The sequence below is a fragment of the Arthrobacter sp. BG3 genome (assembly GCF_056680185.1).
Genome location: NZ_CM155270.1, coordinates 4,416,645 through 4,443,198, shown reverse-complemented (window position 1 = coordinate 4,443,198; position 26,554 = coordinate 4,416,645). Strand labels below are relative to the sequence as shown.

Genomic DNA, 26,554 nt, shown 5'->3' with positions numbered 1-26,554 from the left:
CATCGATCCGATAGCGGGTTCCCTCGCCATCTCAGCCATGGTGGCTGCACTTCCGCTGCTGTTGCTTTTTGTTCTTCTGGGGGTTTTTCGGGTTAGGGCGCCCAAGGCGGCCATCGCGAGCCTGTTGCTATCCATCGTGCTTGCCATCGTGGGCTGGCGTATGCCGTTCGGCCAGGTGCTCAGCGCAGGCGCCCAAGGCGCTTTCTATGCCCTATTTCCGATCCTGTGGATCCTCGTCAACGCATTGTGGGTTTACAAGCTGACGGTGGATACGCCGTGGTTCGAGGTTTTGGGCCGGACCATCCGCTCCATTTCCAATGACCTGCGCATTCTGGCGATCCTGGTCGCCTTCTGTTTCGGTGCGCTGCTTGAGGCGCTGGCTGGCTTCGGCGCGCCGGTTGCGATTTCGGCCGCGATGCTCATGGCTGCCGGCATGAAACCATTGAAGTCAGCCATCGTTGCACTGCTGGCCAATACCGCCCCCGTGGCTTTTGGAGCGATGGCCGCTCCGATCATTGCCCTCAACGGGGTTACCGGTATCCCGCTTCATGACCTGAGTTCCATGGCGGGCCGCCAGACACCGTTCGTCGCGGTCCTCGTCCCGCTCATCCTTGTCTTCATCGTTGATGGCAAGCGGGGCCTCCGGCAAACCTGGCCGGTGGCCCTGGTATCAGGCATTGTCTTCGGCCTGGCGCAATTCCTTGCCTCGAACTTCTTCGTGGTTGAACTCACCGACGTCGTGGCTGCAATTTTGACCGTTGCGGCGGTCCTGCTCATGCTGAGGTTCTGGCAGCCGGCCGAGATTATCGGAATGAACGACGTCGCGGGCAGCGACGCTGCCGACGTCCCGCTTGTCAGCGCTGGTACGCAGTCCCGCACCGGCTATGGAACGTCCTCCGGTCTGGGGGGCGTGAGCCGAGGGGGTGCGGCCGCACAGGCCAGCACGCCCGAAAAGACCGGTGGCGCCGCGGTCAGGCCGCCCAACGCCGAGGTGTGGATGGCTGTTGCCCCGTATCTGATCATTATGGCCGTGTTCTCCATCGCCCAAATCCCGGCTGTAAAAACTTGGCTCACGTCCGTCGGGTCAGTCACGTTCGAATGGCCCGGGTTGGACGCCGTGGACCCTGAGGGGCACCCGGTCTCCGCTCACAAGTTCAAACTTGACCATCTCAAGGCCACGGGGACGATGCTGCTGGTCTCGGGAATGATCACCATGGCGCTGTACAAGCTGGCACCCCTCCGGGGTATCCGCATCTACCGCGACACGATTTTCCAGCTGCGGTGGACAATCGTGACCGTCACCTCGGTCCTGGCTCTGGCGTTTGTCATGAACGTCTCGGGGCAGACCAACTCGCTGGGAATCGCCCTGGCGTCCGCCGGGGGCTTCTTCGCCTTCATCTCCCCGCTGCTGGGATGGATCGGCGTTGCGCTCACCGGCTCGGACACCTCGTCCAACTCACTGTTCGGGCAGCTGCAGGTCACCGCCGCCCAGCAGACGGGCCTCTCGCCAACCCTGATGGCGGCGTCCAATTCCTCAGCAGGGGTGTTGGGAAAGATGCTGTCCCTGCAGAACCTGGCCGTGGCCTCGGCCGCTGTTGGGCTGGACGGGGCGGAGAGCGTCCTGTTCCGGAAGCTCATTGGCTGGAGCCTGGCACTGCTGGCGTTTATCACCATCCTCATTGTCCTGCAGTCCACCCCGGTGCTGGGCTGGATGGTTCCCTAGGGAAGCGACAGCGTCCCGTGCGGCAGCCTGGCGGGCGCCGACAAGTGTCCGGTGCTATGCCAAATCAAGAAAAATCAAAGAAACCGAAAGGGAGCAGGCCTTGTGAGCATTCAAGTTAGCGAGATCAATTCAGAGGCCGGGGCGAGGCTCGTCGCTGCGGCCCGGCACGGTTCGACTGCGGAGGCCGACCGCGTGAACGTCAATACCGACCGGTCCGGGTACACTCCCGATACACTGCCGGATGGCGTCGTGTACGCGACCAGCATCAACGACGTCGTTGAGACAATGGTCCGCGCGACGGCGGGGAGCGTTCCCATCGTCGCCAGGGGTGCCGGTACCGGCCTGGCTGCCGGTTCGGCTGCGAAGGCAGGCGAGATTGTCCTTGACCTGTCCGGCATGAACCGGATCCTGCGTCTGGATCCGTTGGAGCAGATCATCGTCGTTGAGCCCGGCATCCTCAACGCAGAGGTCAACGCCGCGGCCGGCGAGCACGGGCTTTTTTACGCCCCGGATCCCGCCAGTACCGCCATCTGCTCCATCGGTGGCAACATTGCCACCAACGCCGGCGGCATGCGGTGCGCCAAGTACGGCGTCACGCGCGAGTCCGTCCTGGCGCTGAAGGTTGTCCTCCCGGACGGGCGGCTCCTCGTGACAGGCCGGGAAACGATTAAAGGCGTCACCGGCTACGACCTCAATGCCCTGATGATTGGATCCGAAGGGACCCTCGGGATCGTCGTTGAGGCGACTTTGCGTCTTCGGCCGCTCCCCGTGGCGACGGCAACCGTCGCAGCATTCTTCCCCGACATCGTTACCGCCGCCCAAGCCGCCTCGGCCATCATTGCTTCACGCATCACGCCCTCCGTGCTGGAGCTGATGGACGGCGGAACCCTGTCGGCCGTTGATGCCGCGCTGGGGACCGACTATCGAAGCCGCGGGGGTGCTTTCCTCCTCGCTCAGACTGACGGGTACGGGGCCTTCCTCGAGCAGGAGGTGCTGATTCAAGCCATTGCACCCCTCGCTTTGTCCTATGAAAAAGCCACAGACCCGGAAAGAACCTCCGAACTGTTGAAAGTGCGTCGAGAGGCCATTCCTTCCCTCGAATTGTTGGGCAACGTCTGCATAGGTGACGTCGGTGTTCCGCGTGGACGTCTCGCCGAGATGGTCACGGGGATCGAGGAAATTTCACACCGCACTGGAGTCCGGATCTTTACCGTTGCCCACGCCGCCGACGGCAACCTGCACCCGATGATCGTCCTTGACGCAGACCAATCCGCCACGGACGGACCGGCGAAAGCCGCGCTCGGTCAGATGTTTCATTTAGCCCGGAGCCTGGGCGGCACACTCACCGGGGAACATGGAGTTGGAATCCTGAAACGCGACTGGCTGCGCGACGAACTGGGCAGCGATTCCCTCGAGCTGCAGCACGCCATCAAAAAGGTATTTGACCCGCTCGGCATCCTCAACCCGGGCAAGGCAATCTAGGGGTTTCGAACTGCAGCTGACACGGGGCAGCCGCTCCGCAGAACCACAACCCGACATGGGCCAGTGAACAGCGTGGCGTGACCGAAAGGCGGGGGCCTCCGGAATCGATTTGGGTTATCGTGCTCATCTCGATGCCAGGAGGCCCTCGTCTCCCACGCTGCGCATGGTGATTGCGTCCACATCAGCCACAGCGAGGTATCTGATCCACCGCCGTGGCGGTGAGCCGGCATCGCGGGACAAGACGCTGTTCACAGCAGTATGGTGTGCTCCTAGGAGGGCACGCGTATGAGTGAGAATCCGCAAGGTCAGGCCATTTCCCTGTGGATCGCCACTGCGGAGGGCACGGGTTATCCCTCGATCGGCACCGACATCGATGTCGACACCGCAGTGATCGGCGGGGGCGTTGCGGGCCTGACTGCAGCGCTGGCGCTGAAACGGGCCGGCCAATCGGTCGCGGTGATTGAGGCGGCGCGTGTGGGTACAGGTGTCACGGGACACACCACCGGCAAGGTGACCTCGCTGCACCGCCTTGTGTACACCGAGCTTGCAGGGCGCCACGGCCCTGACGCTGCGCGCAGCTATGGGCAGGCGAACCAGGCCGCCGTCGAACACATCGCGCGCGTCGTCTCTGATGAGGGCATCGACTGCGGTTTCCGCCGGGTACCCAACTTCACCTACGCCGAAACCGACGAGGCCCTGAGCCTCGTCCGGAACGAAGCCACTTTGGCCGCCAGGCTCGGCCTTCCTTCCGTCCTTACCGCCGACGTGCCGCTGCCCTTCGCGGTCAAGGGCGCCGTCCGCTTTGATAATCAGGCGCAGCTCCACGCTGTGAGATACCTGCAGGGCCTCGTCCGTGCGGTCGACGGCGCGGGCAGCTTTGTATTTGAGGATTCTTGGGCGCTGGCGCTCCGGGACGGTTCCCCGGTTGTCGTGGAAACGGCGCGGGGATCGGTCCGCGCGCGGGATGTCATTGTGGCCACCAATGTGCCTTTCGGCGACCAGGGAAGCTTCGCTGCACGGAACATCCTGCACCGCTCCTACCTCGTCGCCAGCCGGGCGGGATCCGCGCCGCTGGAGGGGGCGTACATCAGTGTCGATGAGCCGATGCGTTCGATTCTGGCCGTTGACGTCGATGGCACCGGTTACGTGCTCGCCGGAGGCGAAGGCCACAGGGCGGAAGACGCCGGCGACACGGCAGAGCGATACCGGCGCCTGGCCGCTTTCAGCCGTGACCGCCTCGGCACCGGCGAGCCGTTATTCCGCTGGTCCACCCAGGATGGCATCCCCATTGACGGGCTGCCGTATGTCGGACTGATGTCCCCGGCCTCCGCCCACGTGCATGTGATCACCGGTTTGCGGAAATGGGGCCTGACTAACGGCACCGCCGCGGCCCTGATCCTCGCCGACACCTTGTGCGGCCGGCCCAACCCGTGGGCGCGTGTATTCGACAGCAACCGGGAGCCTCAGGCAGGGGCCACGGCGCCCGCTGGCCAGAGCGTCCCGGCTCCGCCGCTGATACCGGAGGCGGCGCCCCGCCGGGAAGACGAGGATGCTCCAGTAGTTCCAGCCCCGGGGGAGGGCATGGTCATCGAAACGGAAGGCGAAAAGATCGCCGTCTACGCTGATCCGGCGGGCAAATTACGGTCGGTCTCGGCGATCTGCACGCACTTGGGCTGCATTGTCGAGTTCAATGCGGCGGATGTGACCTGGGACTGCCCCTGCCACGGCTCCCGGTTTGCCACCGACGGCACAGTCATCCAAGGTCCCGCCAGTATCAACCTCGCCTCCCGGCCCGCGACCCCCTAAACGAGCCTGATTTCCACTCACAGGGTTCCGAACAGCATTCCGGGAAGATAGCTGACCGCTGCTGCGCCGTATGCGATGGCGAGCTGCCGCCGTGCCACCTTCAAGGGCGCTCCACCGGAGAGCAGCGCGACGAAAGCGCCCGTGGTCAACAGGGCCACTCCGACGATGATGCCGGCCACGATCAGTGCAGTCAGGCCCTCCAGCCTTGGCCGGCTGGCGGGGACCACCCGGGTAGCCGCCCAGGGCCGCGAATAGTCCACCCGGGAAGGTAGTAGCGGGCCACTCCGGCTGCTGAGCCACACTGAAACCAGTCCTCAATGTGGCTTGGATCACAGTCGCAAGCCGAGGAATACGCCGCTGGTGTCACCGCGCCTCAACATACAAAGGAGTATCAATGGAACGGCTCATTAACATCGACAACGGTGGGACGCTGACCGATATTTGTGTCTGGGACGGTGAGAATTTCTCGTTCACGAAGACCCTCACCACGCCCTTTGACCTCTCCCAGTGTCTCTTCGACGGCATGGCCAAAGCATCCAAGGAGATCTTCGGCGAAGAGGATCTCCCCGGGCTTTTGCACTCCACCCGTCACATCCGGTACTCCACCACCCAGGGCACGAACGCCCTGGTCGAACGCAAGGGTCCCCGTATCGGCATCCTCACGGACAGCCCCGCGCTGGCCGGCGAACTCCGCGACGGGGAGGCGGCAGCTGAGCTGTTCGGAGATCTCGTCGGCACGCGGGTGGCGGTCATCAACGCCGAACAGGACGTCGAGGAGCTCGCCCAGGAAATCGTCAAGCACGTCAACCGGCTGACGACCGACGGCGCCGCACGGCTTGTCATCGCCATGGCGGACCGCAACAAGGAGAAGGCCGTCAAGGGCGTTCTGCTCCGGAAATTCCCCCGCCACCTGCTGGGCTCGGTTCCCATGTTGTTCTCCTGGGAATTCACGCCCGACGCCGTCCGGGCCCGCCGCGTCTGGTCCGGAATCATCAACTCCTTCCTGCATCCCACCATGGAGCGGTTCCTCTACAGCACCGAGCACCGGCTGCGGGACCACAAGGTCAAGAACCCGCTCCTCATCTACCGCAATGACGGAGCCTCGTCACGGGTGGCCAAGTCCGTCGCGTTGAAGACCTACTCATCCGGCCCCCGCGGCGGGTTGGAGGGGACCAAGGCCCTCTCGGCGGCCTATGGGCTCGCGCACGTGCTCATGATCGACGTCGGCGGCACCACCACGGACATCGGCTCGGTAAGGAACTCCACGATCTCGACGGACCGCCGGGGCTCAATCCAGGGAGTGCCGGTGTCCTTCGAAATGAGCAACGTCCACTCCAGCGGCGTGGGAGGCAGTTCCATCATCACTCTGCGCGACGGCGTCATCACCGTCGGCCCCGAGAGCGTCGGAGCCGCACCGGGTCCCGCTTGTTTTGGTTTTGGGGGCAAGCAGGCCACCATCACGGATGTAAATCTGCTGCTCGGCGTGCTCGATCCGGACACCTACCTCGACGGAGGTTTCCGCCTTGACACGGAACGCTCCCGCGCCGTCATCACCGAGGTCATCGCAGAACCGTTAGGGATCACCCTGAACGACGCCCTGATCCGGATGGAGGCAGCCTACTTCCAGCGCATGGCGCAGTCCTTCGCCGCCGACGTCGAGGATGCGGCGGCCACAACAGTGGCCGCGTTCGGAGGGGCCGGACCCATGAGCGCCTGCGGTGCCGCTCGGATCGCCGGCGTCCGCCGTGTCCTGGTACCCAAGATGGCCGCGGTCTTCTCAGCCTTCGGAATCGGCTTTTCTGACATTGCGCAGACCTACGAGGCGAACGTCGCGGGGATGGACGCGCAGGACTTCGGCGCAACCAAGGCGACGCTGCTGGCCCGGGCGACGCGGGACATGTTCCAGGAGGGCCACGAAATTGACGAATGCCGGCTCGAATGGAACGTGGTGTTCGAAGACGCCGACGGCCAGCTGGTTTCCGAACTGCCGTACCTGGCTTCGGATCCGCAGCCCGGCACCGGCGAACACAACACCATGCTGACCCTGACCGCCCGGTACGAGCTGCCGCACGCATCGATCAGGCGGGCAGAATCGGTGGCGAAGACGGCCGCCGTCGCCGCCTCCACCCGAAAAGTCCGCTCCGCCGTGGACAAGGTGGACGAGGTGCAGGTCTTCGACCTGGACAGCCAAAAGGCCGGGGTGTCGGCGTTAGGCCCCGCAATCGTCGAAGGCCCCTACTTTACGGCCAGGGTGCCGCATGGCTGGGTCTTCGACGTGACGGTCTCCGGCGACCTCATGCTCACAGACACCCTCCAGAAGTGACCCCACACAACCAGCAAGAAAAAAGGTGAGACACGCTATGCGAATTCCAATGACGGAATATCTGATCATCGACCTCGACACCGAGCGGTGGAACTGCAGGGTATGCAACCAGGACCTCGGCGAGGCCCGCGGCAACTACAAGGAGGGGACGCTGGTCTACGACCGGGACCCCACGGAAATCCACCAGTCGATCCTGGACCCGGAGAAGTACGAATTCACGTTCGCTCCGGACCCCACCTTCTGCAGGATTCTCGAGTTCTACTGCCCGGGCTGCGGAACGCAGCTGGAAACGGAGTACGTACCGCCGGGACACCCGCCCACGGTGGACATGCTGTGGGACATCGACTCGCTCCGCGAAACATGGACCAAGCGCGGCACCAAACCTGAGGTCGTCATTAACTACGGACCCGGCGAAGAGGCAGTCGCCGATTTCGCCCCGGCCCTCGGCTCCCACAACACCCACAACCATTCCCCCCATTCGTTCAGCTAGTACTTGGAATAAAGGAGACCACTGGTCATGAAACGAATCTCCGTCGACATCGGCGGCACATTTACCGACTGCTTTTTTGCCTGGGAAGACCAGTACGTTGAAGCAAAGGCGCTCACAACGCACCACAACCTGGCCCAAGGCTTCAACGAAGCGCTCGACCTCGCCTGCTCACGCGCCGGCCTGGACCGGGACCTGGTCCTGAAGGAAGTCGATTCCGTCCGCTATGCCACCACGCTTGGCACCAACGCCCTGATCGAAGGCAAAGGCCCGCGTGTGGGGGCGCTCGTCACCCACGGCTTCGAGGACACCATCCCGCTTTCCCGCGGCCGTGGTTACGGCGAGGGCCTGGACCCTTCCAAGCAGCAGAACATGCCCGATGCCACCCGCCCTGATCCGCTCGTGCCCCGCGCCCTGATCCGGTCGGTGAAGGAACGCATCAACTCGGCCGGCAAGGTGGTCGTTTCGCTGATGGAAGACGATGTCCGCACCCAGGTGCGCGAACTCGTGGACGGCGGAGCGGAAGCGATCGTGGTGTCCCTGGTCAACTCGACCGAGAACCCGGTCCATGAGCAGCAGATCCTGGAGATCATCCTCGACGAGTACCCGGCCCACGAGCTCGGGGCCATCCCCGTCCTGCTGGGAAGCCAGGTGTCGGGCCGAAAAGGCGAGTACGTCCGGGCGACGTCGACGATCGTGGACGCGTTCCTGCACGAGATCATGTTCCACGCGCTGGGGCAGCTGTCCAACAACCTGCGTACGTCCGGGTACGACAAGCCGATGCTGGTCATCCACAACTCGGGCGGCATGGCCCAGTCCAACTCGACAGATGCGCTGCAGACCATCCACTCCGGCCCCATCGCCGGAGTGGGCGCTGCCCAGCACCTGGCCCACAGCACCGGTCTGGGAAACGTGATTTCGACCGACATGGGCGGCACGTCCTTCGACATTGGCCTGGTCCCGGAAGGCGGAGTCAAGCACTACGACTTCCAGCCGACCATCGGCCGGTGGCTGGTGTCGGTTCCCATGATCCACCTGCTGACGCTGGGTGCGGGAGGCGGTTCGATCGCCAGTTATGACCGCATCCACCACGCGGTGCAGATCGGGCCGGAATCTGCGGGCTCGGATCCGGGCCCCGCGTGCTACGACCGCGGCGGCCTCCGCCCGACGGTCACGGACGCCGACCTGGTCCTGGGGTACCTGGACCCGGACAACTACGCCAACGGCTACATCAAGCTCAACAAAAAGCGTTCCATCTACGCAATCGACGAGGTTCTCGCTGATGACCTGAACATGGATACTATCCAGGTCGCCAAGATCATCAAGAATGCCGTCGACGAGCAGATGGCGATCGGCATGGCAAAGGAGCTGCGGGTCCGGGGATACCTCCCGGAGGACTTCACCATGCTGGCCTACGGCGGCAACGGACCACTGCACGCCTGCGGCATCGCCGATCATGCCGGCATCCGCAGAATCCTCGCGCCGCCGTTTTCCTCGGTCTTCTCGGCCTGCGGCGCCGGGAACATGAAACCCCTCCACATCCACGAGCGCGGCTCTCACGTCGTGCTGTACAACCCCACGGACCGCAGCCTCTACCAGAGCTACGACGAGCTGAACAATGTCATCCAGGAGCTCGAAGCCAAGGGCAAGGAAGACCTGGTCCGTCAGGGGTACGCCGCTGCCGACATCCGCTACAGCCTCGAAATGGACATGCGCTACGGCAACCAGCTGGTGACCACCGCCGTCGTGTTCGACATCAACCGGGTGAGCGGCGTCGCCGACGTACTGCACCTGATCCGGACGTTCTCGGATATCTACGGCAAGCGCTACGGCGCCGGCAGCCAGGCTCCCGAGGCCGGCATCCGGGCCCAGACCGTGAGGGTGTCGTCCTATGTGGACGGGGACGTCGTCAAGTTCGACTCGATCGACACCGGACATGACAGGACCATGCCCACCCCGGTCGGCACGCGGCAGGTCCACTTCGTGAAGATCGACGGTGCCGTGGATACCCCGGTCTACGACGCCGAGGCCCTGCACCACCAGCACGTCATCCACGGCCCCGCCATCGTCACCACGGAAAACACCACATACCTGGTCGAACCGGCCTGGCGCCTGGAGCCGACCTCCCAGGGCGCCGTGTGGTTCCTCAAAGACTGATCCCGCACCTCGCGGATCCCCATCCAGACCTTCCAGCTAATCCCATTGAAGGAGCTCGACAGCAATGACGCTTACAGCAAATGAACCCAGCACGTCCGGCCCAGCCGGAGATAGGGCCGGAGACGCTTCCCAGCCCCTGACTGCCCAGGAGCAGCAGTGGGTGGACCAGTTCATGGACGAAACCACCCTCTTCCTCGGCCCGGACCCGGCCATCATGCGAAGCCACCAGATCACGTCCCGGTCCGCCTATGAGGATGAGTGCATCTCCAAGGGTGTGGACCCGATCAAGGTGGACCGCATCCGCAAGCGCCTGGCCGGCGCCCTGGATGAGGGCTACGAAATGTGCGAAGCCATGGGTGCCGCTCCCGGCGCCAAATGGGGGGACCTGACGACGGCGATCTACACCGCGGAAGGGGACGTCACCTACCTGTCCTGCCACGGCGTGATCGCGTTCTCGGCGATCCTGCACCACCCGATCCGCTACATCATGAAGTACTGGAAGGACGAGCCGACGGTCGGGATCAACCCCGGCGACGGATTCATCCACAACGATGCCCGGTATGGAAACGTCCACAACACGGACCAGTCCATGATCATGCCGATCTTCCGCGAGGGAAAGATCATCGCCTGGGTCGCCGCGACCATCCACGAAGGCGAGAACGGGGCCTGCGAGCCCGGCGGAATGCCGTCAGGCTCCGAGACCCCGTTCGACGACGGACTCCGGATGTCCCCGTTCAAGATCGTCGAGAGGGGCGAGCTGCGCCGGGACCTGCTGACGTTCCTGCAGCACTCGGTCCGCGACCCCAAGCTGCAACTGGCCGACCTGAAGGTCAAGATCGGTGCCGTCCAGCGCATCCAGGAACGCGTCGACAGCATCATCGACGAAGTGGGAGTGGAGACCTTCGTCGCCGCCCTGCGGGTCACGGTCGAAGACGTGGAGCAGGAAGTCAAGCGCCGCATCAGTGAACTCCCGGACGGGACCGTGTCCTTCAACCAGTTCATGGACTCCACGCTCAAGGAGAACATCCTGATCAAGTTCGCCTGCAAGGTGACAGTCAAGGGTGAGAAAATGACGGTGGACCTCAGGGGCACGGGCCCGGAAATCCTCAACCGGGCCATCAACTCCCCGCTGTGTTCGGTCAAGTCGATGATGATGCAGGCGATCCTGGCGTTCTGGTGGCCTGACCTGCCCCGCTGCACCTCGGCGATGTCGCCCATCGACATCATCTCGGATGAACACACCTGGGCCGACGCTGGCTACGATGCGCCGATGGGGCAGTCGCTGCAGGCGTCGTTCCGGGGATTCTCTGCCCTGCAGACCGCCTTTGCCAAGATGCAGTTCTCCAACCCGGAGAAGTTCTCCAATGTCCTGGCCCCGTGGTTCAACCAGATCAACACCTTCCTGTGGGGAGGCCTGACCCAGCACGGCGACCAGGTGGGTAACCTGTGTGCCGACCTCAACGGCATGGGCGGCGGCGCCAAGGCATTCCGCGACGGTGAAGACGCCGTCTCACCGCTGTTCTGCGCCATGGCCGACACGGCTGAACAGGAGGTCATGGAAGAGGAAGTCCCTTTCATGCAGCTGGTCAGCAAGCGGATCGTCCGCGACAACCAGGGCTTCGGCAAGAACAGCGGCGGCATGGGCTACGAGATGATCGTTGCCGCCGAGGGAACACCGATGTGGGGCTTCATGACCGTTACCTCGGGGTCCAAGTTCTCGTCCGTCACGGGAATGTTCGGCGGCTACGGCTGCAGCACGACACCGCTGGCCATGGTCAAGGGCATCAACATCTACGACATCATCCGCAAGGACTCCAGCAAATTCGATTTGTCCATGGAACGGATCATGAACGAGCAGCCCTACGAGGGCGGTAAATACACCACCGCCCATATGGGACTGCAGTTCGACGTCGCCAAGGACGGCGAGATGTACATGATCGCGCAGGGTTCCGGCGGCGGGTACGGCGATGTTCTGGAACGTGATCCGGAAGCCGTGGCCAAGGATCTGGAACTCGGCCGTATTTCGCCGAAGGTCGCCACCAGCATCTACGGCGTCGTCTGGGATCCGGAAACCTTCGTAGTGGACCAGGAGGCAACCACCCAGTTGCGCCAGGACTCGCGGCAGGCCCGGATCGCGCGCGGCAAGCCGTACAAGGAGTTCCTCGAGGGCTACGTCAAGACCGAACCCCCGAAGGATCTGCTCTACTACGGGTCCTGGGGGGACGACACGGAGGAGCTCACCGCCACCCACTTCACCAACAACGGGCCGGAACGGGTCAAAGCGACCATCGACAAGCTGCCGCTGATCATGCTGCCGGACCGCAGGGAAGTGAAGATCAGTGCCCTGGAGGACCGCATCCGCGAGCTCGAACTCAAGCACGGGGAAGTCGTCCACCGCAAGTCCTAGCCCGTTACCACGCGTCCCGGCCCGGGACGCAGCAATGCAAGAAGCCTTCAGCGCCGCATCCTCCGACTTCAGGACGGTGCGGCGCTGAAGGCCGCTATCCGCCAAAGTTTGGAGAAAGACGTCATGACCACTTCCACTGCCACCACACTCGCCGATGTTGTTGCCTCCCCTCCGTCGGGGCGGCCGAAAGCTGTGGTGTTCGACCACCACGAGTATGCAGCCTCCGTGATTCTTCGCGGCCGCCCCGTCCCCTGGGACAACGCCGCCGCATATGCGGCTTTTTTCGCCCAGGCACAGGGGCTGCTCCGGCCGGACGTGGCGCTCCTGGACCTGAACCGGCTGTACGGTCATTTGACCACCGGCAACGCCGGGCTCGAGACCGCCATGGCGGCCAGATCCCGGACGGGTTTCGCGCTGAGGACTTTGCTGGGCGACGACGACCTCAACCGGGCGGTGCTGGACTTCGTTACCGTGTTCACCAAGACAGCCCGCCAGCCTGTGGTGCTGCGCTTCCCGTCGCCGATGGCGTGGCTCATTGCAACACACCACTTCTCGGGCGCCGACAACGCGGACGGCCTCGACGCCGACAACGCCGAGAACGCCTCCATGTACGTCAGTGACTGGCTTCGGGCGTTCGCGGGGCTCCCCGTCGCCGGCCTCCTGTTGGACAACCGGACCCCTGCCGGCGCCTCCCGCGGCGTGCACGTTCCCCTGGAGGCCTACACTCCGGTTGCCAATCTGGCCGGCAACTACCGTTGGACGCTGGGGCAGCTCGACGACGACCGGGCCCGCCTGCAGGGGGACGCCGCAGAGGGCGCCTATATTCCGGCAGCATTCTGGCTGGAACCGGACGTGGCGCTGCCTGCCGGGGACTTCTACCTGGGCGAGATCCCCAGCGCCGCGTCGCCGGAAGGGGTACTGGCACGGCTGGAAACCCTGGGGTAGCTGCCGCCGGTCACTTCGACGGGAGCAGGTGCCGCCGTCGGGCCTCTGTGACACAGGCCCTTCGGTCGCTGACGCCGAGCGTGTTGAACAGGCTTTTGAGATACCACTTGACGGTGTCGATGCCCAGATGCAGCTCCTGGGCGATTTCGCGGTTGGACCGTTCCTTCTCGACAAGACGCAGGATCATCTGTTCGCGTTGCGACAAGCCCGGTTCCGGAACGGACAAAGTGGCCGGACCGGTGGCGGGCGCGGCCGGCTCCGAAGGCCACCCGGCATCGCGGTTGGTCCTGGCCTGGGAGTCCAGCCGGATGAGGATACTGAGGAACCGCGGCAGCTCGGGGCTGGCCCCATCCGGGGCGGGTTCGCGCCGCAGCCTGGCCGAGATGGCGCGCACCAGCTCCAGGCAGCTCGCGCCGCCGTCGAGCACGGGCCGGACCAGGCCCAGCCGCGAACACGTCTCCAGGGCCGGCCAGAGCGTCGTTTCGGCTTCCGCACGGTTTCCCGCCTGTTCGAGGGCGCCCGCCAGCAGGATCCGGGCATTAAGTTCTGCCCTTGGACCCAAATAGGCTGCTGCCCGCGACAGCAAGTGGCGGGCGGCCTGCACCGTGTCCAGTGTGGGGGAGTCCGTGCCCCCGTGCCCTGCGTCAGCCATGGCGGACCGCAGCTGCGTGGCCAGCTGGATCTGGTACCTGGTTTCGGCAAGTCCGTCCAGCCGTGGGCCGGTGCTGGCCGCCGCTTCCGGGGCACCTGCCGCGCCCGGTACGTCAGCGAGGGGGGCCGCGTCGACGGTCCTGGGGCTGATGCCCAACTGCACGCGTTCGAAGTTCATGACCAGTTTGAGCCGGTCAAGGCCCAGGCTGTCGGCCACCAGATCGCCTTCGCCGAGTATTTCCCGGGCCCGCGGGGTGTCCCCCCGGAGTGCCTTGATTCTTGCGAGCGTGGCGTACGTGGACACCATGAAGTCCACCACCCCGCCTTCGGAACCCAGCTCGCGGGTTTCTTCCAGCAGTTTCTCCGCTTTGTCGAGTTCGCCGCGTTCATAGAGGAGCTGGCCCATCATCGCTCCCGCGAGCCGTGCCGCATGCGAATACCGCCCTGCCTTGCGGCGGCCGAGTTCCACGGCCGCGGTGAAGTGCTGGTCCACGCGGTCCAGATCGAGCAGGGCGTAAGCGGCAAGACCCGCGAAACACTGTCCGTACACACCGCTGAAGGGGCCGGAGGTGAGGCCATGGAACTTCGCGGCCCAGCGCTGCTGCTCCAGGGCGGGAAGGTAGTCGCCGTCGTGGATCTTCTTGAAGGTGGAGACGTTCGCTGCCACGGAGACGATCCAGGGCCGGAGCAAGTCCGCCTGGGCGAAGCACTTCCCGTCCAGTTCATTCACGTGATTGACCCTGTCGCTGTACATGTCGATGCAGCTCTGCACAACGAGCCCTTCGACGCCCAGTTCAAAGCGGTCGTGTTCGGTCAGGGTCGCATCCGCGGGCATCACGGCTCCGGCCAGGTCCAGGGCACTTTGCGCCGCTGCCGATTGGTGCAGCAGCGTATGGGCCCAGGCGACGGCTGTCTGGAGCCGCGCCTGCCCGGCCACGTGGCCAGCCGGAATCTTGCCGACGAGAGCCAGCAGGGTCGACATGCTGGAGTGTTCCACCAGCCACATTGCACGGGACTCCACGATTTCCACCGCGAGCTCAACGTCCCCGGCGGCGAGGGCGTGGTCCACCGCGTCGCTGGGGAAGCCGTTTTCCGAATACCAGCGGGCGGCAGTGAGGTGCAGTTCCTTGGTCCGGCCCGGGTAATCGCGCTCCAGACGGCGGCGCAGGTAGTCCTCAAAGAGGTGGTGATAGCGGTACCACGTGCCGTCCTCGTCAAGCGGCTGCAGAAACAGGTCCTGTGCCTGGATCTTCTCCAGCATGGCCTGGCCCAGCTCCACGCCCGAGAGGGCGGATGCCAGCCCCGCGCACAACCGTTCCGGGACCGACGTCATCAGGAGAAAGTCCAGCGTTTCGGGGTCGAGGGTGTCGAGGACGTTTTCGGCCAGATATTCGCCGATGGATGCGTGCCTGCCCGAGAGCCGTTCGATCAGCTCCGAGGCCTCACGGTGGTCCCGGAGGGACAGGGACACCAGTTGGAGCGCAGCGATCCAGCCCTCGGTCGTCCGGTGGAGGCTGGCCACGTCCCCTGCATCCAGGTCCAGCCGGTTGATGCCGACCAGAAAGTCCTCGGATTCCTCCTCATCGAACCTCAGCGCGACGGCGTCCACTTCGAGAAGCTGGTCCCGCACCATCAGCCGGCCCAGTGGCAGGCCGGAGCGGGTACGGCTGGTGATGATGAAGGACAGATGGGAGCCGCCGGCATCCAGCAGCCGTTCCACGACCGCCATGGTTCTGGGCTCCGTGACCAGGTGCCAGTCGTCCAAGGTTATGACGATGTCCTGGCCGCCCTCATCGATGGCGTTGATGAGAGCGGGAACCACGTATTGCTCAGCATCGTCGGGCCGCTCTTCAAGCAACTGCTGGAGTTCCTCATCGAGTCCGGGCCGTGCTTTGCGGATTGCCTGGAGAAGGTGGGAGAGGAACCAGATGGTGTTGTTGTCGTCCCGGTCCAGGGACAACCAGACGGTCACAAGGCCCTGGGACGCCAGGTTTTCCATCCATTGGGCAGCAAGGGTCGACTTGCCAAAACCGGCCGGCGCGTGGATCAATGCAAGCCGCCGTTTCCGGTCCGCGTGGAGCATCTCCGTCAGCCGCGTGCGGCGGACCCACTGGCCAACAGGCTCGGGCGCGCGGAACTTGCTTGACGCGCTGGGTGGTCCTGTCGGCATCGCCACCTCCTTGTGGTCCGGCGGACGCCGGGATGCATTTGGCCCTCTAAAATCCTATGGGAACAGCGGGGACAAAGACAGCGCAGGTCCGCCCGGGGCCCGTATTCAGTCTGGTCAGCGGGCCGGGTGGCCCGCAACCACCCAGCCGGGTAGTTTCCGTCAAGCGTCCTCGACTACCCGGGTGGGTGGGCGCGGGTGGGTTGCTCCGGATGCTGGACCTTGGACAGTTGGGCGGTGAGCAATTCGATCTGGTGTCCGAGCCGGGCAACTTCCCTGCGGAGGGGCTCCTCATTCGCTTCGACATCGGCCGCGGTCTCCAGGGCCACGTGCTCGACGAGCCAGGAGGCGACGGAGGCTGTAACGACGCCGAGTACGGCGATCCCGCCGATCATCAGCCCACCGGCGACGAGCCGGCCGGTCAGGGTCACCGGGAAGTGATCGCCGTATCCGACGGTCGTAATCGTGGTCATTGCCCACCACAGCGCATCTGCGAAGTTGGTGATGTTGGAGCCGTCCGCGTTCTCTTCTGCATCGAGCACGGCGAGTGCTCCCGCGTAGATAAGCAGGGCTGCCGAAGCCAGCACATAGGTGACGATCCGACCGCGTAAGGCGTTTCCGCCCGTATGGTGCAGAATTCTGAGTAGTGTCACCAGGCGCAATAGCCTGAGTGGCCGCAGGACCGGGAGTACGAGGATCACAAGCTCGTGGAGGTTTCTCAGGAACCATCTTCGTTTCTGCGGCGCCAGGTAAAGGTTGGCGGCGTAGTCCACAGCGAAGGCTGCCCACGTGATCCATATTGTGGTCTCGATGGCATCGGCCTGGCTGGGCTTCAGGTTTGCGATCACCTGGATTGAGTAGGCGGTCAGAAAGACAACGGCGGCCGCGAGCAAGGGCCACTCGGAGTATTTGCGCCACAGGGCTTGATTCATGGTCCCAAGGCTAGGCGGCGACGTTGTACCGACGCGCATGTTAGGGACACGCAGGTTAACGGCGAATGCCGCCAGATCCTGTCGGCGCTACTCGGCGGAGGGCCGCTGCCGCTGCCGCTTCGTTGCTGACCGCTGTTCCTTGGCGGCAAGGCGCCGGCGGTTCGAACCCCGGGTGGGTTTGGTTGCCCGGCGCGGGGCAGCCTCGGGAGCAAGAGCCGCTGCCACGAGGTCGGCGAGCTTGGCCAGGGCGATCTCGCGGTTGCGCAGCTGGGAGCGCCGCTCGGAGGCGGTCACGGTGACCACCCCGGCGATAAGGCGTCGTCCGAGACGCGAGAGCAGCATCAGCCGTTGGTCCTCCGAAAGCACCGCAGAGTCGGCGATGTTCCATGAAAGCTCCACGCGGCTGTCCGAGGTGTTGACGTGTTGACCGCCTGGCCCGGACGAACGGGAGAACCTCCAGCCCAGTTCCGACGCGGGAATCGTGAGCGCGGGCGACACCTCCAGATCCATGCAACCAGCGTTGCACAGTATCGGCGCGATCAAAGCACCGCATCCCCGCGCAGGCTCAAATCCGCAGACGCCAGGCCGGCGGACGGCTGCACGTCCCCAGCCAGCCGCGGGTTGAAGTCGCCGTGGGGGGCACGCCGTTACACGAGCGGCCACGGGTACCGCATGCCGGTGCGGTCAACCGGCAGCGTCCCGCTGAGCAGCAAGCGCTGCACCCGGCGCTGCAGGGCGGCGACTTCCGCGTCGTCGAGGAGACCCGCCACTTCGGGCGGCACGGCCTCTGCCAGGGGGGTGATGTCCTCGAGCAGGGCAGCGGGGATGGGTGCGCCGGCGAAGTCCCAGATCACGGTGCGGAGTTTGAAGCCGGCCGAGAAACACAGCCCATGATCGATGCCCCAGACGCGCCCGTCGTGGCCGCGCAGCACGTGTCCGCTCTTGCGGTCAGTATTGTTGGCGATGCAGTCGAACAGGGCTATCTTCAGCAGGAAGCTGTGGGTTGCGGGTGAGTCCGCGTACAGGGTGAAGTAGTGCTCACTGAAGTCGCACTCGACGAACCACTGGAGCGACCCGATCCCCAAGGGGGCGTCCTCGCGGATCACCGTGGGCGGCACTATGCCCCACCCCAGGTGCTCACTCAACAGAAATGCGGCACGTTCCCGACGGTAGAGCCCAAGCTCGAAATCCAAGAGCGGCCGTTCCCCGGACTCCGGTTTGTAGACTGCGTATGCCGAATCGTCTCCGCACGAGACCAGGACGAGGAACGCCGCGTTGCTGCCGCGCGGGATGCGCCCCAGCAGTTCCACGCCGCCCTCGCCGAGCAGTGTCAGCTCCCGTCCGGACAACGGCTGTCCCTTTTCACGACGCCCTCAGAGCGCTCAATGGCTCCAGGGTGGAATTCACCGTCAGCACGGCGGGCGCCTGACCCTCCACATACGCGATGACCGAGACCGAACCCGGATTGATGATGATCCGCTGGAAGTGGTCCAGATGCGTGCCCAGGGCGTGGGCCACGGCGGCCTTGATCGGGTCGGCATGGGAGAAGCACACAACGACGCCCCCGGTGTGTGCCGCGCGCAGCGCCTCGAGCGCTCCGACGATCCGGGCTTGCATCTCCGCGAAGCTCTCCCCGTTCGGGAAGCGGAAGCCTGACGGGCTGTGCTGTACGGCCTGCCACTCGGGCAAGGCTGCCAGCCCCGCGAGCTCGGCGCCGGTCCATTCGCCGAAGTCGCACTCGATCAGGCCGGCATCCTCGTTCACCCCGAGGCCGGTGGCGGCCGCCGTGGGTTCGGCAGTCTCGAGGGTGCGTTCCAGCGGCGAGGAGTAGACGCCATCGATGCGAAGACCTGCGAGCCGTTCAGCGACGCGTTGCGCCTGGCCCTGGCCCCGCCCGGACAGGTGCAGTCCCGGGGCGCGTCCGGGCAGCACCTTTCCCGTGGTGGGCGTCTCCCCGTGCCGCACCAGGAGGAGGAGCGTGCCCTCAGGTGTCGAATGTGGTGTCGGGGGTTTCGACGGCGGTGTTGCACTCATCAGCACCCAGAGTATGCCGTTCCGGGTGCCTGCGCGCTGGAATTTTGCGAAATTCCCTCGATTCGCCCCAGGTTGGAGGCTACCTTAGAGGGGTGAGTGATCGCCCCGATATCTTCACCGTTGGTGAATTGCGTGCAGCCGGGCACGTCCACAAGGACCTGCGCCACGAGATCCGCGGCAACCTGCTTGCCGCGCTCGCCGTCGGCCGTGATCCGTGGCCGGGGATGTACGGCTTCAGCCGCACCGTCCTTCCCCAGCTTGAGCGTGCCTTGATCGCAGGGCACGACGTCGTCCTGCTCGGCGAGCGGGGGCAGGGCAAGACACGGCTCCTCCGCACCCTGGTCGGGCTGCTTGACGAGTGGTCGCCGGTGATCGAGGGATCGGAACTGAACGAGCACCCCTACGAACCGATCACGGAGCATTCCCGCGCCCATGCACTTACCGAAGGGGACCGGCTGCGCGTGGCGTGGCGCCACCGCTCGGAACGGTACGTCGAGAAGCTTGCCACGCCGGATACCTCCGTTGCCGACCTCATCGGCGACGTCGATCCGATGCGGGTGGCTGAGGGGCGCCGGCTCGGGGACCCGGAAACCATCCACTACGGCCTGGTCCCGCGCTCCAACCGCGGCATCATCGCCATCAATGAACTGCCCGACCTCGCCGAACGGATCCAGGTCGCGATGCTCAACGTGATGGAGGAGCGCGATATCCAGATCCGTGGCTACGTGCTGCGGCTGCCGCTCGACGTGCTTGTCGTCGCGTCTGCCAACCCGGAGGACTACACCAACCGGGGCCGGATCATCACGCCCCTGAAGGACCGCTTCGGCGCGGAAATCCGCACCCACTACCCGATCGAGCTCGAGGATGAGATGGCCGTCATCCGGCAGGAGGGGCGGCTGGTGGCCGATGTCCCGCCCGTCATCCTGGAAATCCTGGCCCGCTACACCCGCGCGCTGCGGCAGTCCCCGGCCATCAACCAGACCTCCGGAGTTTCGGCGCGGTTCGCCATCGCGGGCGCCGAAACCGTCGCCGCGGCGGCGTTGCGACGGGCCAGTGTGCGGGGGGAGAACGAGGCTGTGGCACGGATTGTCGACCTGGAGGCGGCCGTCGAAGTCCTCACCGGCAAAATTGAGTTCGAATCCGGAGAGGAAGGGCGGGAACAGGACATCCTGGACCACCTCCTGCGCATGGCCACCGCGGAAGCCGTCCGGGCGCACTTCCACGGCATCGATATGGGTGCACTCGTGGCGGCGCTCGACGGGCACAGGACCGTGGCCACCGGTGACCAGATCACTGCGCGGGAGTTCCTGGAAAATCTTCCGGCACTTGATGGCTCCGGGCTCTACGACGAAATCAGCGGGCGCCTGGGCGCCAGCAACGACGGCCAGCGCGCCGCCGCAATCGAACTTGCACTGGAGGGTCTCTTCCTTGCCCGGCGGATCGCCAAGGAGTTCGACGACGAGGAAACCATCTACGGCTAGCAGTTGGGCCAAGGCTTGAAGCAGGGACAGGGAGGCAGCATCATGGGCGTTCACAACCGGTCCAGGTACGGCCGGTACACGGGAGGACCGGATCCCCTCGCCCCGCCGGTGGACCTGGCCGAGGCGCTCGAGGCGATCGCCGAGGACGTCATGGCGGGCTACTCGCCCCGGCGCGCCCTGCAGGAGTTCCTGCGCCGCGGCGGCCGCAACCGGGAAGGGCTCGACGACCTCGCCGGCCGCGTTCAACAGCGCCGGAACGAACTGCTGGGCCGCCACCGGCTGGATGGCACCCTCACCGAGGTCCAGAAGCTGCTCGACACCGCGGTGCTGGAGGAGCGCAAGCAGCTCGCCCGGGACGCCATGATGGACAACACCGACCGGGCGTTCCGGGAGATGCAGCTGCAGAACCTGCCCCGGTCCACCGCAGCCGCGGTCAACGAACTGGCCTCCTACGACTGGCAGTCGAGCACGGCCCGCGAAGCCTTCGACCGGATCAAGGATCTGCTGGGCCGCGAGGTCCTTGACCAGCGGTTCGCCGGCATGAAGGAAGCACTTGAGAGCGCCACAGATGAGGACCGCGAAGCCGTGACCGGGATGCTGCGCGACCTCAACGAGCTGCTGGACAAGCACCGGCGCGGCGAAGACACCGACGCGGACTTTCAGGAGTTCATGTCGCAGCACGGCCAGTTCTTTCCGGAAAACCCGCAGTCAGTCGAGGAGCTGGTCGACGCCCTCGCCCAGCGCGCGGCGGCGGGCCAGCGGCTCCTGCAATCCATGTCCCCCGGGCAGCGGGATGAGCTGATGCGCCTGTCGGCCCAGGCCTTCGGATCGCCCGAACTCATGGCCCAGCTCGATCAGCTCGACTCGAGCCTGCGCGCCCTGCGCCCCGGGGAGGACTGGACCGGCTCCGAACGCTTCGAGGGTCAGGAAGGTCTGGGGCTGGGCGACGGCACCGGCGTGCTCCAGGACATCGCGGAACTCGACGAGCTGGCCGAACAGCTGTCCCAGTCCCATAACGGATCGAGCCTCGACGATCTGGACCTGGACGCCCTTGCCCGCCAGCTTGGGCAGAATGCCGCCGTGACGGGACGCACCCTCGCGGAGATCGAACGGGCGATGCAGGACGGCGGCTACCTGCGACGCGGGACCGACGGCACCCTCCAGCTGTCGCCGCAGGCGATGCGGCGGCTCGGCAGGTCGCTGTTGCGGGACACCGCGAAGCAGTTGTCCGGCCGGCAGGGGCGCCGCGACACCCGGGCCGCCGGCGCGGCCGGCGAGCAGACCGGCTCCAGCCGTCAGTGGGAGTTCGGGGATGCCGAACCTTGGGACGTCACACGCACCATCACAAACGCCATCCGCCGCACGATGGCCGACGGCGGTGATCCGGGCCGCGGATTGCGCCTGGGGGTGGCCGACATTGAGGTGACGGAGACAGAGGCGCGCACCCAGGCTGCCGTGGTCCTGCTCGTCGACGTGTCGTTCTCGATGGCCGCCGAGGGCCGGTGGGTGCCGATGAAACGCACCGCACTCGCCCTGCACCACCTCGTCTCAACCCGGTTCCGCGGGGACCGGCTGCAGCTGATCACGTTCGGCCGGTACGCGCAGTCCATGGACATCGGCGAGCTCACGGCCCTACACCCTTTGCGGGAGCAGGGAACCAACCTGCACCACGGTCTGCTGCTGGCCAGTCGTTTCTTCCGCCAGCACCCGTCGATGCAGCCCGTCCTCCTGGTAGTGACCGACGGGGAACCCACCGCGCACCTGCTGGCCGACGGCGAGTCGTGGTTCTCCTGGCCGCCCGACCCGGAGACCATCCGCGTCACAGTGGCCGAGCTCGACCGCCTGGGGCGAGCCGGGACTCAAGCCACGTTCTTCCGGCTCGGTGATGACCCAAGCCTTGAGCAGTTCATCCAGCGCATGGTCCGCCGCGTCGACGGCCGGGTCGTAGCGCCCGAGCCCGGGGAACTCGGGGCGGCCGTGGTGGGGGAGTACCTCCGCGCCCACTTCCGCGGCCGCCCCTACGACGAGGCCGACTGGGTTTCGTAGGACGAACCCGCGTCAGCGGGTTTCCAGACCGCTTTCCACTCCGCGCTCAAAGCCGTCTAGATCCGGTTCAGAGGGCACACTTGGTTGCCTATTCGGGCATTTCTTCCGCATCGCCGGCCCGGAAATTTTAATCCTACGAAGGTAGCAGGGTTTCGGTGCGGCGACTCCGCCCCCAACGTCAATGGGATCACCTCCTGTCGTCGTGGACCCTGCCGGTCTCCTGTCTTTTGAACGGGTCGATGTCGAAACCATCGCCGCGGACGGTACACGCAAAATGACCGTCGCATCCCGTGGACTCGTGCGCCCCTCCGCGGGAACGCTGCTTGCGCCGTTGGACGCCCTTAACCCGACTTCTCCGTTTGGAATCCGAATGAATCCACTCAGTGGTGCTGCCGGGGAATTTCATTGGGGGACAGGACTTCGCGGCAAAGTGCGGGACCCGTGTTTACGCGGCCGACGCAGGCGTGGCCCGGGCAGTTGGGTGGCATGCCTGCGGCGGTGGTAGTCGCGTCGAAATCGACCATGGCAACGGAATCATCACAACCTACAACCGTTTGGAATCCAGCGCCGTTCAGCAAGGTGCGTCTGTGAAGGTAGGGAGGTAATTGCGCGTGTCGGCACTCCGGGATCGTCCACAGGACGCCACCTGCATTTCGAAACAATCGTCAAAGGGGTCCACGTAAATCCCCTCAATCGGACGCTAGTACCAGTTTTTCGTCCGCATGGCGCTCCTTTGCCTCGGTCCCAATGTCGGAACTAACCTGCTCCGCCCACGGCGCAAATCTGCGCCTTTCCCGGATTCCTCTCCAGAGCAGGGCATTGCCGGCCTGGCGCATGCTGTCCGCGCCGTTCTCTGGCGCGTACCGCCGAAGGAGACGAGAATGGGCTCGTGGCAGCCCCTCGCCGTGGCGGGGACGGCAACCCGATGAACGCCGCCGCCCGGAAGATCCAGCGCATCTATCTCACGCTGACGCTGGGCAATACCCTTGCGGCCTCCTTCATCTGGGGGATCAACACCCTCTTCCTGCTCGACGCCGGACTCAGTAACCTTGAGGCTTTTGCAGCGAACGCCTTCTTTACGGCCGGGATGGTGCTGTTTGAGGTGCCCACCGGAGTGGTTGCCGACGGTTGGGGGCGCCGCGTCTCGTTCCTGCTCGGCACCGCGACACTGGCCATATCCACGTATTTGTATTACCTGCTCTGGCAGCTTTCTGCGCCGTTCTGGTTGTGGGCGGCAGCGTCTGTTCTGCTCGGTCTGGGCTTCACCTTCTTCTCCGGGGCGGTGGAGGCCTGGCTCGTCGACGCGTTGCGCTTCTCCGGGTACGAAGGCGGCCTCGAGGCGGTACTCGGGCGCGGGGTGATGGTATCGGGTATCGCAATGCTCTTCGGCTCGGTGGCTGGCGGTGTTATCGCGCAGGCCACCAATCTCGGCGTGCCGTTTCTGATTCGCGTGGGCGTCTTGTTGGCCATGTTCATCGTGGCCCTGCGCCTGATGCACGACGTCGGTTTCACGCCCGAACGCTCGGGCCGCCCGCTGCAGGCGACCCGGGCCGTTCTTGCCGCGTCGGTGGAGAACGGATTGAAGAACCCGCCGGTACGTTACGTGATGCTGGCCGCTCCGTTCAGCGCCGGCGTCGGAATCTACGTGTTTTACGCCCTGCAGCCGTACCTGCTTGCGCTTTACGGAGACCCGCGGGCGTACTCTGTGGCCGGACTGGCGGCGGCCATCGTGGCAGGCGCCGAGGTGGTCGGCGGGTGGCTGGCGCCCCGGATCCGGCGTCTGGTCCGCAAACGCACGACGGTGCTGATTCTCAGTGTCGGGATCAGCGCGATCAACCTGCTTGTGCTTGGCTTCACCCGGTTGTTCTGGGTGGCCCTGGTACTCCTGGCGCTGTGGGCCCTCGTTGACGCAACAGGGATCCCGGTGCGGCAGTCCTACCTGAACGACATGATTGCCTCGAAGCAACGGGCAACAGTGCTCAGCTTCGACTCGCTTATGGGCTCAAGCGGTGGTGTGGTGGTGCAGCCGCTGCTCGGTCGGGCCGCCGATGTCTCCGGATACGCGGCCTCGCTGGCGATCGGCGGCATACTCCAGCTGATCGCGGTGCCCTTCCTGCTGGCGAGCCGCCGGCAGCACCATCCGGCTGACCAGGCCAACGCCTCCACCGGGGCGGCGGATGCGGAATCCCGGCCATCATAGGCACGCTGGGTAAGTTGACGACCCGGGACGGGAGGCCCGGGTTTTGGCAGGCCGCCGCCGGAAGCACCCAGGCCGCCGGCGGGCGACTTTGCCCAGTGGATGGCGGCTGGGGGCTTCGAGTAACCTGAACACCGCTGACCAAGAGGAGATATTGGTCCTGCTGAAAGATCTCGAAATCATCGCAGTCCTCCCCGCAAAGGACATCGTCGGGCCAGTACCTGGAAGCGGAGTGGAGGAGCTGCGCGGCCGCGGTCGTGTTCGGGGAGTACGACTTCCCGGGCCTGCAAAGCGCCGTCCCTGCATCATTGGGGGACTCTGCAGGGACGGCGTAGTCCCCACGCTACCTTTGGCCGGCGGCGCGGCAGCCGGAGCGAGTGAAGTCTTAACGTTTCCCTAGCGCCTGTTCCGCCCATTGGCGTGTCTGCCTCCAGGAAACGTCAAAAATGCACCACCAGGGCTCATGGTTCAAGGATTTCGTGGTGACTTTGCCATGTCTGGCGGACGTTACGCCGGCGCGGCAACTGCAAACAGTCCGGCGACACCCAACAGGTAGAGAACGAGGACTACGAGTGAGTCCAGGCCCATACCAAGAATCTTGCGTTTTGGCCGGAAAATCAGCCCGAGCATGTAGACGAGCGTCAGAAGGATTGCGACAGCAGTGAGGTAGATGTCGGTGGCGTGCGCCTGCGGCAGAACGGGTTTGCCCGATATCAGCACAGCTGCAAGGAAAAGCACGGGAAGAAAGGCGTTGCCGCCGAAAATGTCGCTGAAAGCCAGCTTGTAGTCGCCTTGTTTCACCGATGTCAGGCCGGTGGATATCTCCGGCAGGGCTGTTGCCAACGCGAGGAAGGTCGCACCAAAGAGGACGCCTGAGAGCCCAATATGTCCTGCGATGGCATCACCGCTGCGTTCCAGTGCCACGCCCGCGCCGAGGGTCGCGGCTGCCGCGACCAGGAAGACCAGTATTGACCTGCCCGTGCGGGGTGACTTCTTGCCGCCTGGCCTGGGCGTCTTGCTATGACCTTTACGCTGGGCCTGGCTGTCAGGAGCGTGGCCCTGGTCGTGCCAGGGGAGGGACTTCTGGGACCGTTGCACCAGGAAGAGGCCCAGTACCCAGATCAACACGATCAGCACCGATGCAGGGGTGAGCCGGAACAGGACCAGGCCCGGCGGCATCTGACTCCCCGCGACAACGACGCCGAGCACACCTACCACGGTGATGGCCTCGATGACCAGGGAAAGGGACCCGGCCCGGTAACTGAGGGGTTGTGTGCCCTTGTTCCCCAAGACATCCAGGACAACGAGGACTACGGTCTGGATGGCGATGCCGCCGAGGATATTGCCGACCGCTACTCCGACGTTGCCGGCCGAAGCGGCACTGAATGTGATGGCAATTTCCGGCAGGTTCGTCGCGATTGCCAAAAGAACCAGCCCGCCAATAGCGGAGCCAAGATGAAAGCGTGCATCAATCACATCTGTTTGTCTGGACAACTGGATTCCTGCCACCCAGATCACTGCCGCAGCAGCGGCGAAAATTAGCGCCAGGAGCCCCATCGGCAAAGATTCCACAACCATTCCTTTCCCTCGTGAGGTTCGGGGTCGCATCCGGGTGAGCTGCCGTAGGGATTTCGGTCGCCCAGCTGAAGAAGTTCCTACAAGAAGTAGAGTTCGGCACGGCCCCATCACGCAAGCTACAAAAGCTATATATGTGGA

At 64.9% G+C, this 26,554-nt stretch carries 19 protein-coding genes; 12 read left to right on the top strand and 7 right to left on the bottom strand.

Features of this window, described 5'->3' with window-relative positions:
• Window positions 1-37 precede the first annotated feature (37 nt).
• The 3 genes from AC1MFL_RS20070 (at window position 38) to AC1MFL_RS20060 (ending at window position 5,011) form a co-directional block, all read left to right on the top strand.
• On the top strand, window positions 38-1,723 hold the full coding sequence (locus AC1MFL_RS20070; RefSeq protein ID WP_479815594.1) for an L-lactate permease: 1,686 nt from the start codon (window positions 38-40) through the stop codon (window positions 1,721-1,723).
• Between the two features lie 102 nt (window positions 1,724-1,825).
• Complete coding sequence (locus AC1MFL_RS20065) at window positions 1,826-3,205, top strand: FAD-binding oxidoreductase (RefSeq protein WP_479812326.1); 1,380 nt, start codon at window positions 1,826-1,828, stop codon at window positions 3,203-3,205.
• Between the two features lie 285 nt (window positions 3,206-3,490).
• Window positions 3,491-5,011 carry an FAD-dependent oxidoreductase gene (locus tag AC1MFL_RS20060; protein ID WP_479812324.1) on the top strand — a complete coding sequence of 507 codons (1,521 nt, stop codon included), beginning with the start codon at window positions 3,491-3,493 and terminating at the stop codon, window positions 5,009-5,011.
• Between the two features lie 17 nt (window positions 5,012-5,028).
• Here AC1MFL_RS20060 and AC1MFL_RS20055 read toward each other — a convergent pair whose 3' ends face one another.
• Window positions 5,029-5,271, bottom strand: coding sequence for a VIT1/CCC1 transporter family protein (locus tag AC1MFL_RS20055; RefSeq protein ID WP_479812322.1), 243 nt, complete (start codon window positions 5,269-5,271; stop codon window positions 5,029-5,031).
• Between the two features lie 134 nt (window positions 5,272-5,405).
• Between AC1MFL_RS20055 and AC1MFL_RS20050 the strand changes: the two genes are divergently transcribed.
• From AC1MFL_RS20050 to AC1MFL_RS20030, 5 genes are all read left to right on the top strand, one after another.
• A complete protein-coding gene (locus tag AC1MFL_RS20050; RefSeq protein WP_479812320.1) occupies window positions 5,406-7,334 on the top strand; it encodes a hydantoinase/oxoprolinase family protein in 1,929 nt (642 codons plus the stop codon).
• Window positions 7,335-7,383: 49 nt separating this feature from the next.
• Window positions 7,384-7,824, top strand: coding sequence for an acetone carboxylase subunit gamma (locus tag AC1MFL_RS20045; protein WP_264197139.1), 441 nt, complete (start codon window positions 7,384-7,386; stop codon window positions 7,822-7,824).
• A gap of 27 nt (window positions 7,825-7,851) precedes the next feature.
• The gene (locus tag AC1MFL_RS20040) at window positions 7,852-9,978 is read left to right on the top strand and encodes a hydantoinase/oxoprolinase family protein (protein ID WP_479812318.1); all 2,127 of its coding nucleotides are present in this window, start codon (window positions 7,852-7,854) and stop codon (window positions 9,976-9,978) included.
• 64 nt (window positions 9,979-10,042) lie between these two features.
• Window positions 10,043-12,385: a hydantoinase B/oxoprolinase family protein gene (locus AC1MFL_RS20035; protein ID WP_479812316.1), complete on the top strand. Its 2,343-nt coding sequence runs from the start codon at window positions 10,043-10,045 to the stop codon at window positions 12,383-12,385.
• A gap of 123 nt (window positions 12,386-12,508) precedes the next feature.
• On the top strand, window positions 12,509-13,330 hold the full coding sequence (locus AC1MFL_RS20030; protein WP_479812314.1) for a hypothetical protein: 822 nt from the start codon (window positions 12,509-12,511) through the stop codon (window positions 13,328-13,330).
• Window positions 13,331-13,340: 10 nt separating this feature from the next.
• On the opposite strand, the gene AC1MFL_RS20025 is transcribed toward AC1MFL_RS20030, so the two are convergent.
• The 5 genes from AC1MFL_RS20025 to AC1MFL_RS20005 form a co-directional block, all read right to left on the bottom strand.
• On the bottom strand, window positions 13,341-16,151 hold the full coding sequence (locus AC1MFL_RS20025; protein WP_479812312.1) for a helix-turn-helix transcriptional regulator: 2,811 nt from the start codon (window positions 16,149-16,151) through the stop codon (window positions 13,341-13,343).
• Window positions 16,152-16,324: 173 nt separating this feature from the next.
• Window positions 16,325-17,080 (bottom strand): potassium channel family protein, encoded by a 756-nt coding sequence (locus AC1MFL_RS20020; RefSeq protein WP_479812310.1) that lies wholly within the window; start codon window positions 17,078-17,080, stop codon window positions 16,325-16,327.
• Window positions 17,081-17,167: 87 nt separating this feature from the next.
• The gene (gene arfB / locus AC1MFL_RS20015; RefSeq protein WP_479812308.1) at window positions 17,168-17,590 is read right to left on the bottom strand and encodes an alternative ribosome rescue aminoacyl-tRNA hydrolase ArfB; all 423 of its coding nucleotides are present in this window, start codon (window positions 17,588-17,590) and stop codon (window positions 17,168-17,170) included.
• A 137-nt stretch (window positions 17,591-17,727) separates the two neighbouring features.
• Window positions 17,728-18,429 carry an SCO1664 family protein gene (locus tag AC1MFL_RS20010; RefSeq protein WP_479812306.1) on the bottom strand — a complete coding sequence of 234 codons (702 nt, stop codon included), beginning with the start codon at window positions 18,427-18,429 and terminating at the stop codon, window positions 17,728-17,730.
• A 13-nt stretch (window positions 18,430-18,442) separates the two neighbouring features.
• On the bottom strand, window positions 18,443-19,114 hold the full coding sequence (locus tag AC1MFL_RS20005; RefSeq protein WP_479812305.1) for an MSMEG_4193 family putative phosphomutase: 672 nt from the start codon (window positions 19,112-19,114) through the stop codon (window positions 18,443-18,445).
• A gap of 92 nt (window positions 19,115-19,206) precedes the next feature.
• Here AC1MFL_RS20005 and AC1MFL_RS20000 point away from each other — a divergent pair, with 92 nt between their 5' ends.
• From AC1MFL_RS20000 to AC1MFL_RS19985, 4 genes are all read left to right on the top strand, one after another.
• Window positions 19,207-20,595 (top strand): sigma 54-interacting transcriptional regulator, encoded by a 1,389-nt coding sequence (locus AC1MFL_RS20000; RefSeq protein ID WP_479812303.1) that lies wholly within the window; start codon window positions 19,207-19,209, stop codon window positions 20,593-20,595.
• 42 nt (window positions 20,596-20,637) lie between these two features.
• Window positions 20,638-22,641 carry a vWA domain-containing protein gene (locus AC1MFL_RS19995; protein ID WP_479812301.1) on the top strand — a complete coding sequence of 668 codons (2,004 nt, stop codon included), beginning with the start codon at window positions 20,638-20,640 and terminating at the stop codon, window positions 22,639-22,641.
• Window positions 22,642-23,024: 383 nt separating this feature from the next.
• Window positions 23,025-23,246, top strand: a complete 222-nt coding sequence (locus tag AC1MFL_RS19990) for a M23 family metallopeptidase (RefSeq protein ID WP_479812300.1) — start codon at window positions 23,025-23,027, stop codon at window positions 23,244-23,246.
• Window positions 23,247-23,566: 320 nt separating this feature from the next.
• Complete coding sequence (locus AC1MFL_RS19985; RefSeq protein WP_479815592.1) at window positions 23,567-24,841, top strand: MFS transporter; 1,275 nt, start codon at window positions 23,567-23,569, stop codon at window positions 24,839-24,841.
• A 504-nt stretch (window positions 24,842-25,345) separates the two neighbouring features.
• Here AC1MFL_RS19985 and AC1MFL_RS19980 read toward each other — a convergent pair.
• Complete coding sequence (locus tag AC1MFL_RS19980; protein WP_479812298.1) at window positions 25,346-26,410, bottom strand: sodium:calcium antiporter; 1,065 nt, start codon at window positions 26,408-26,410, stop codon at window positions 25,346-25,348.
• Window positions 26,411-26,554 lie beyond the last annotated feature (144 nt).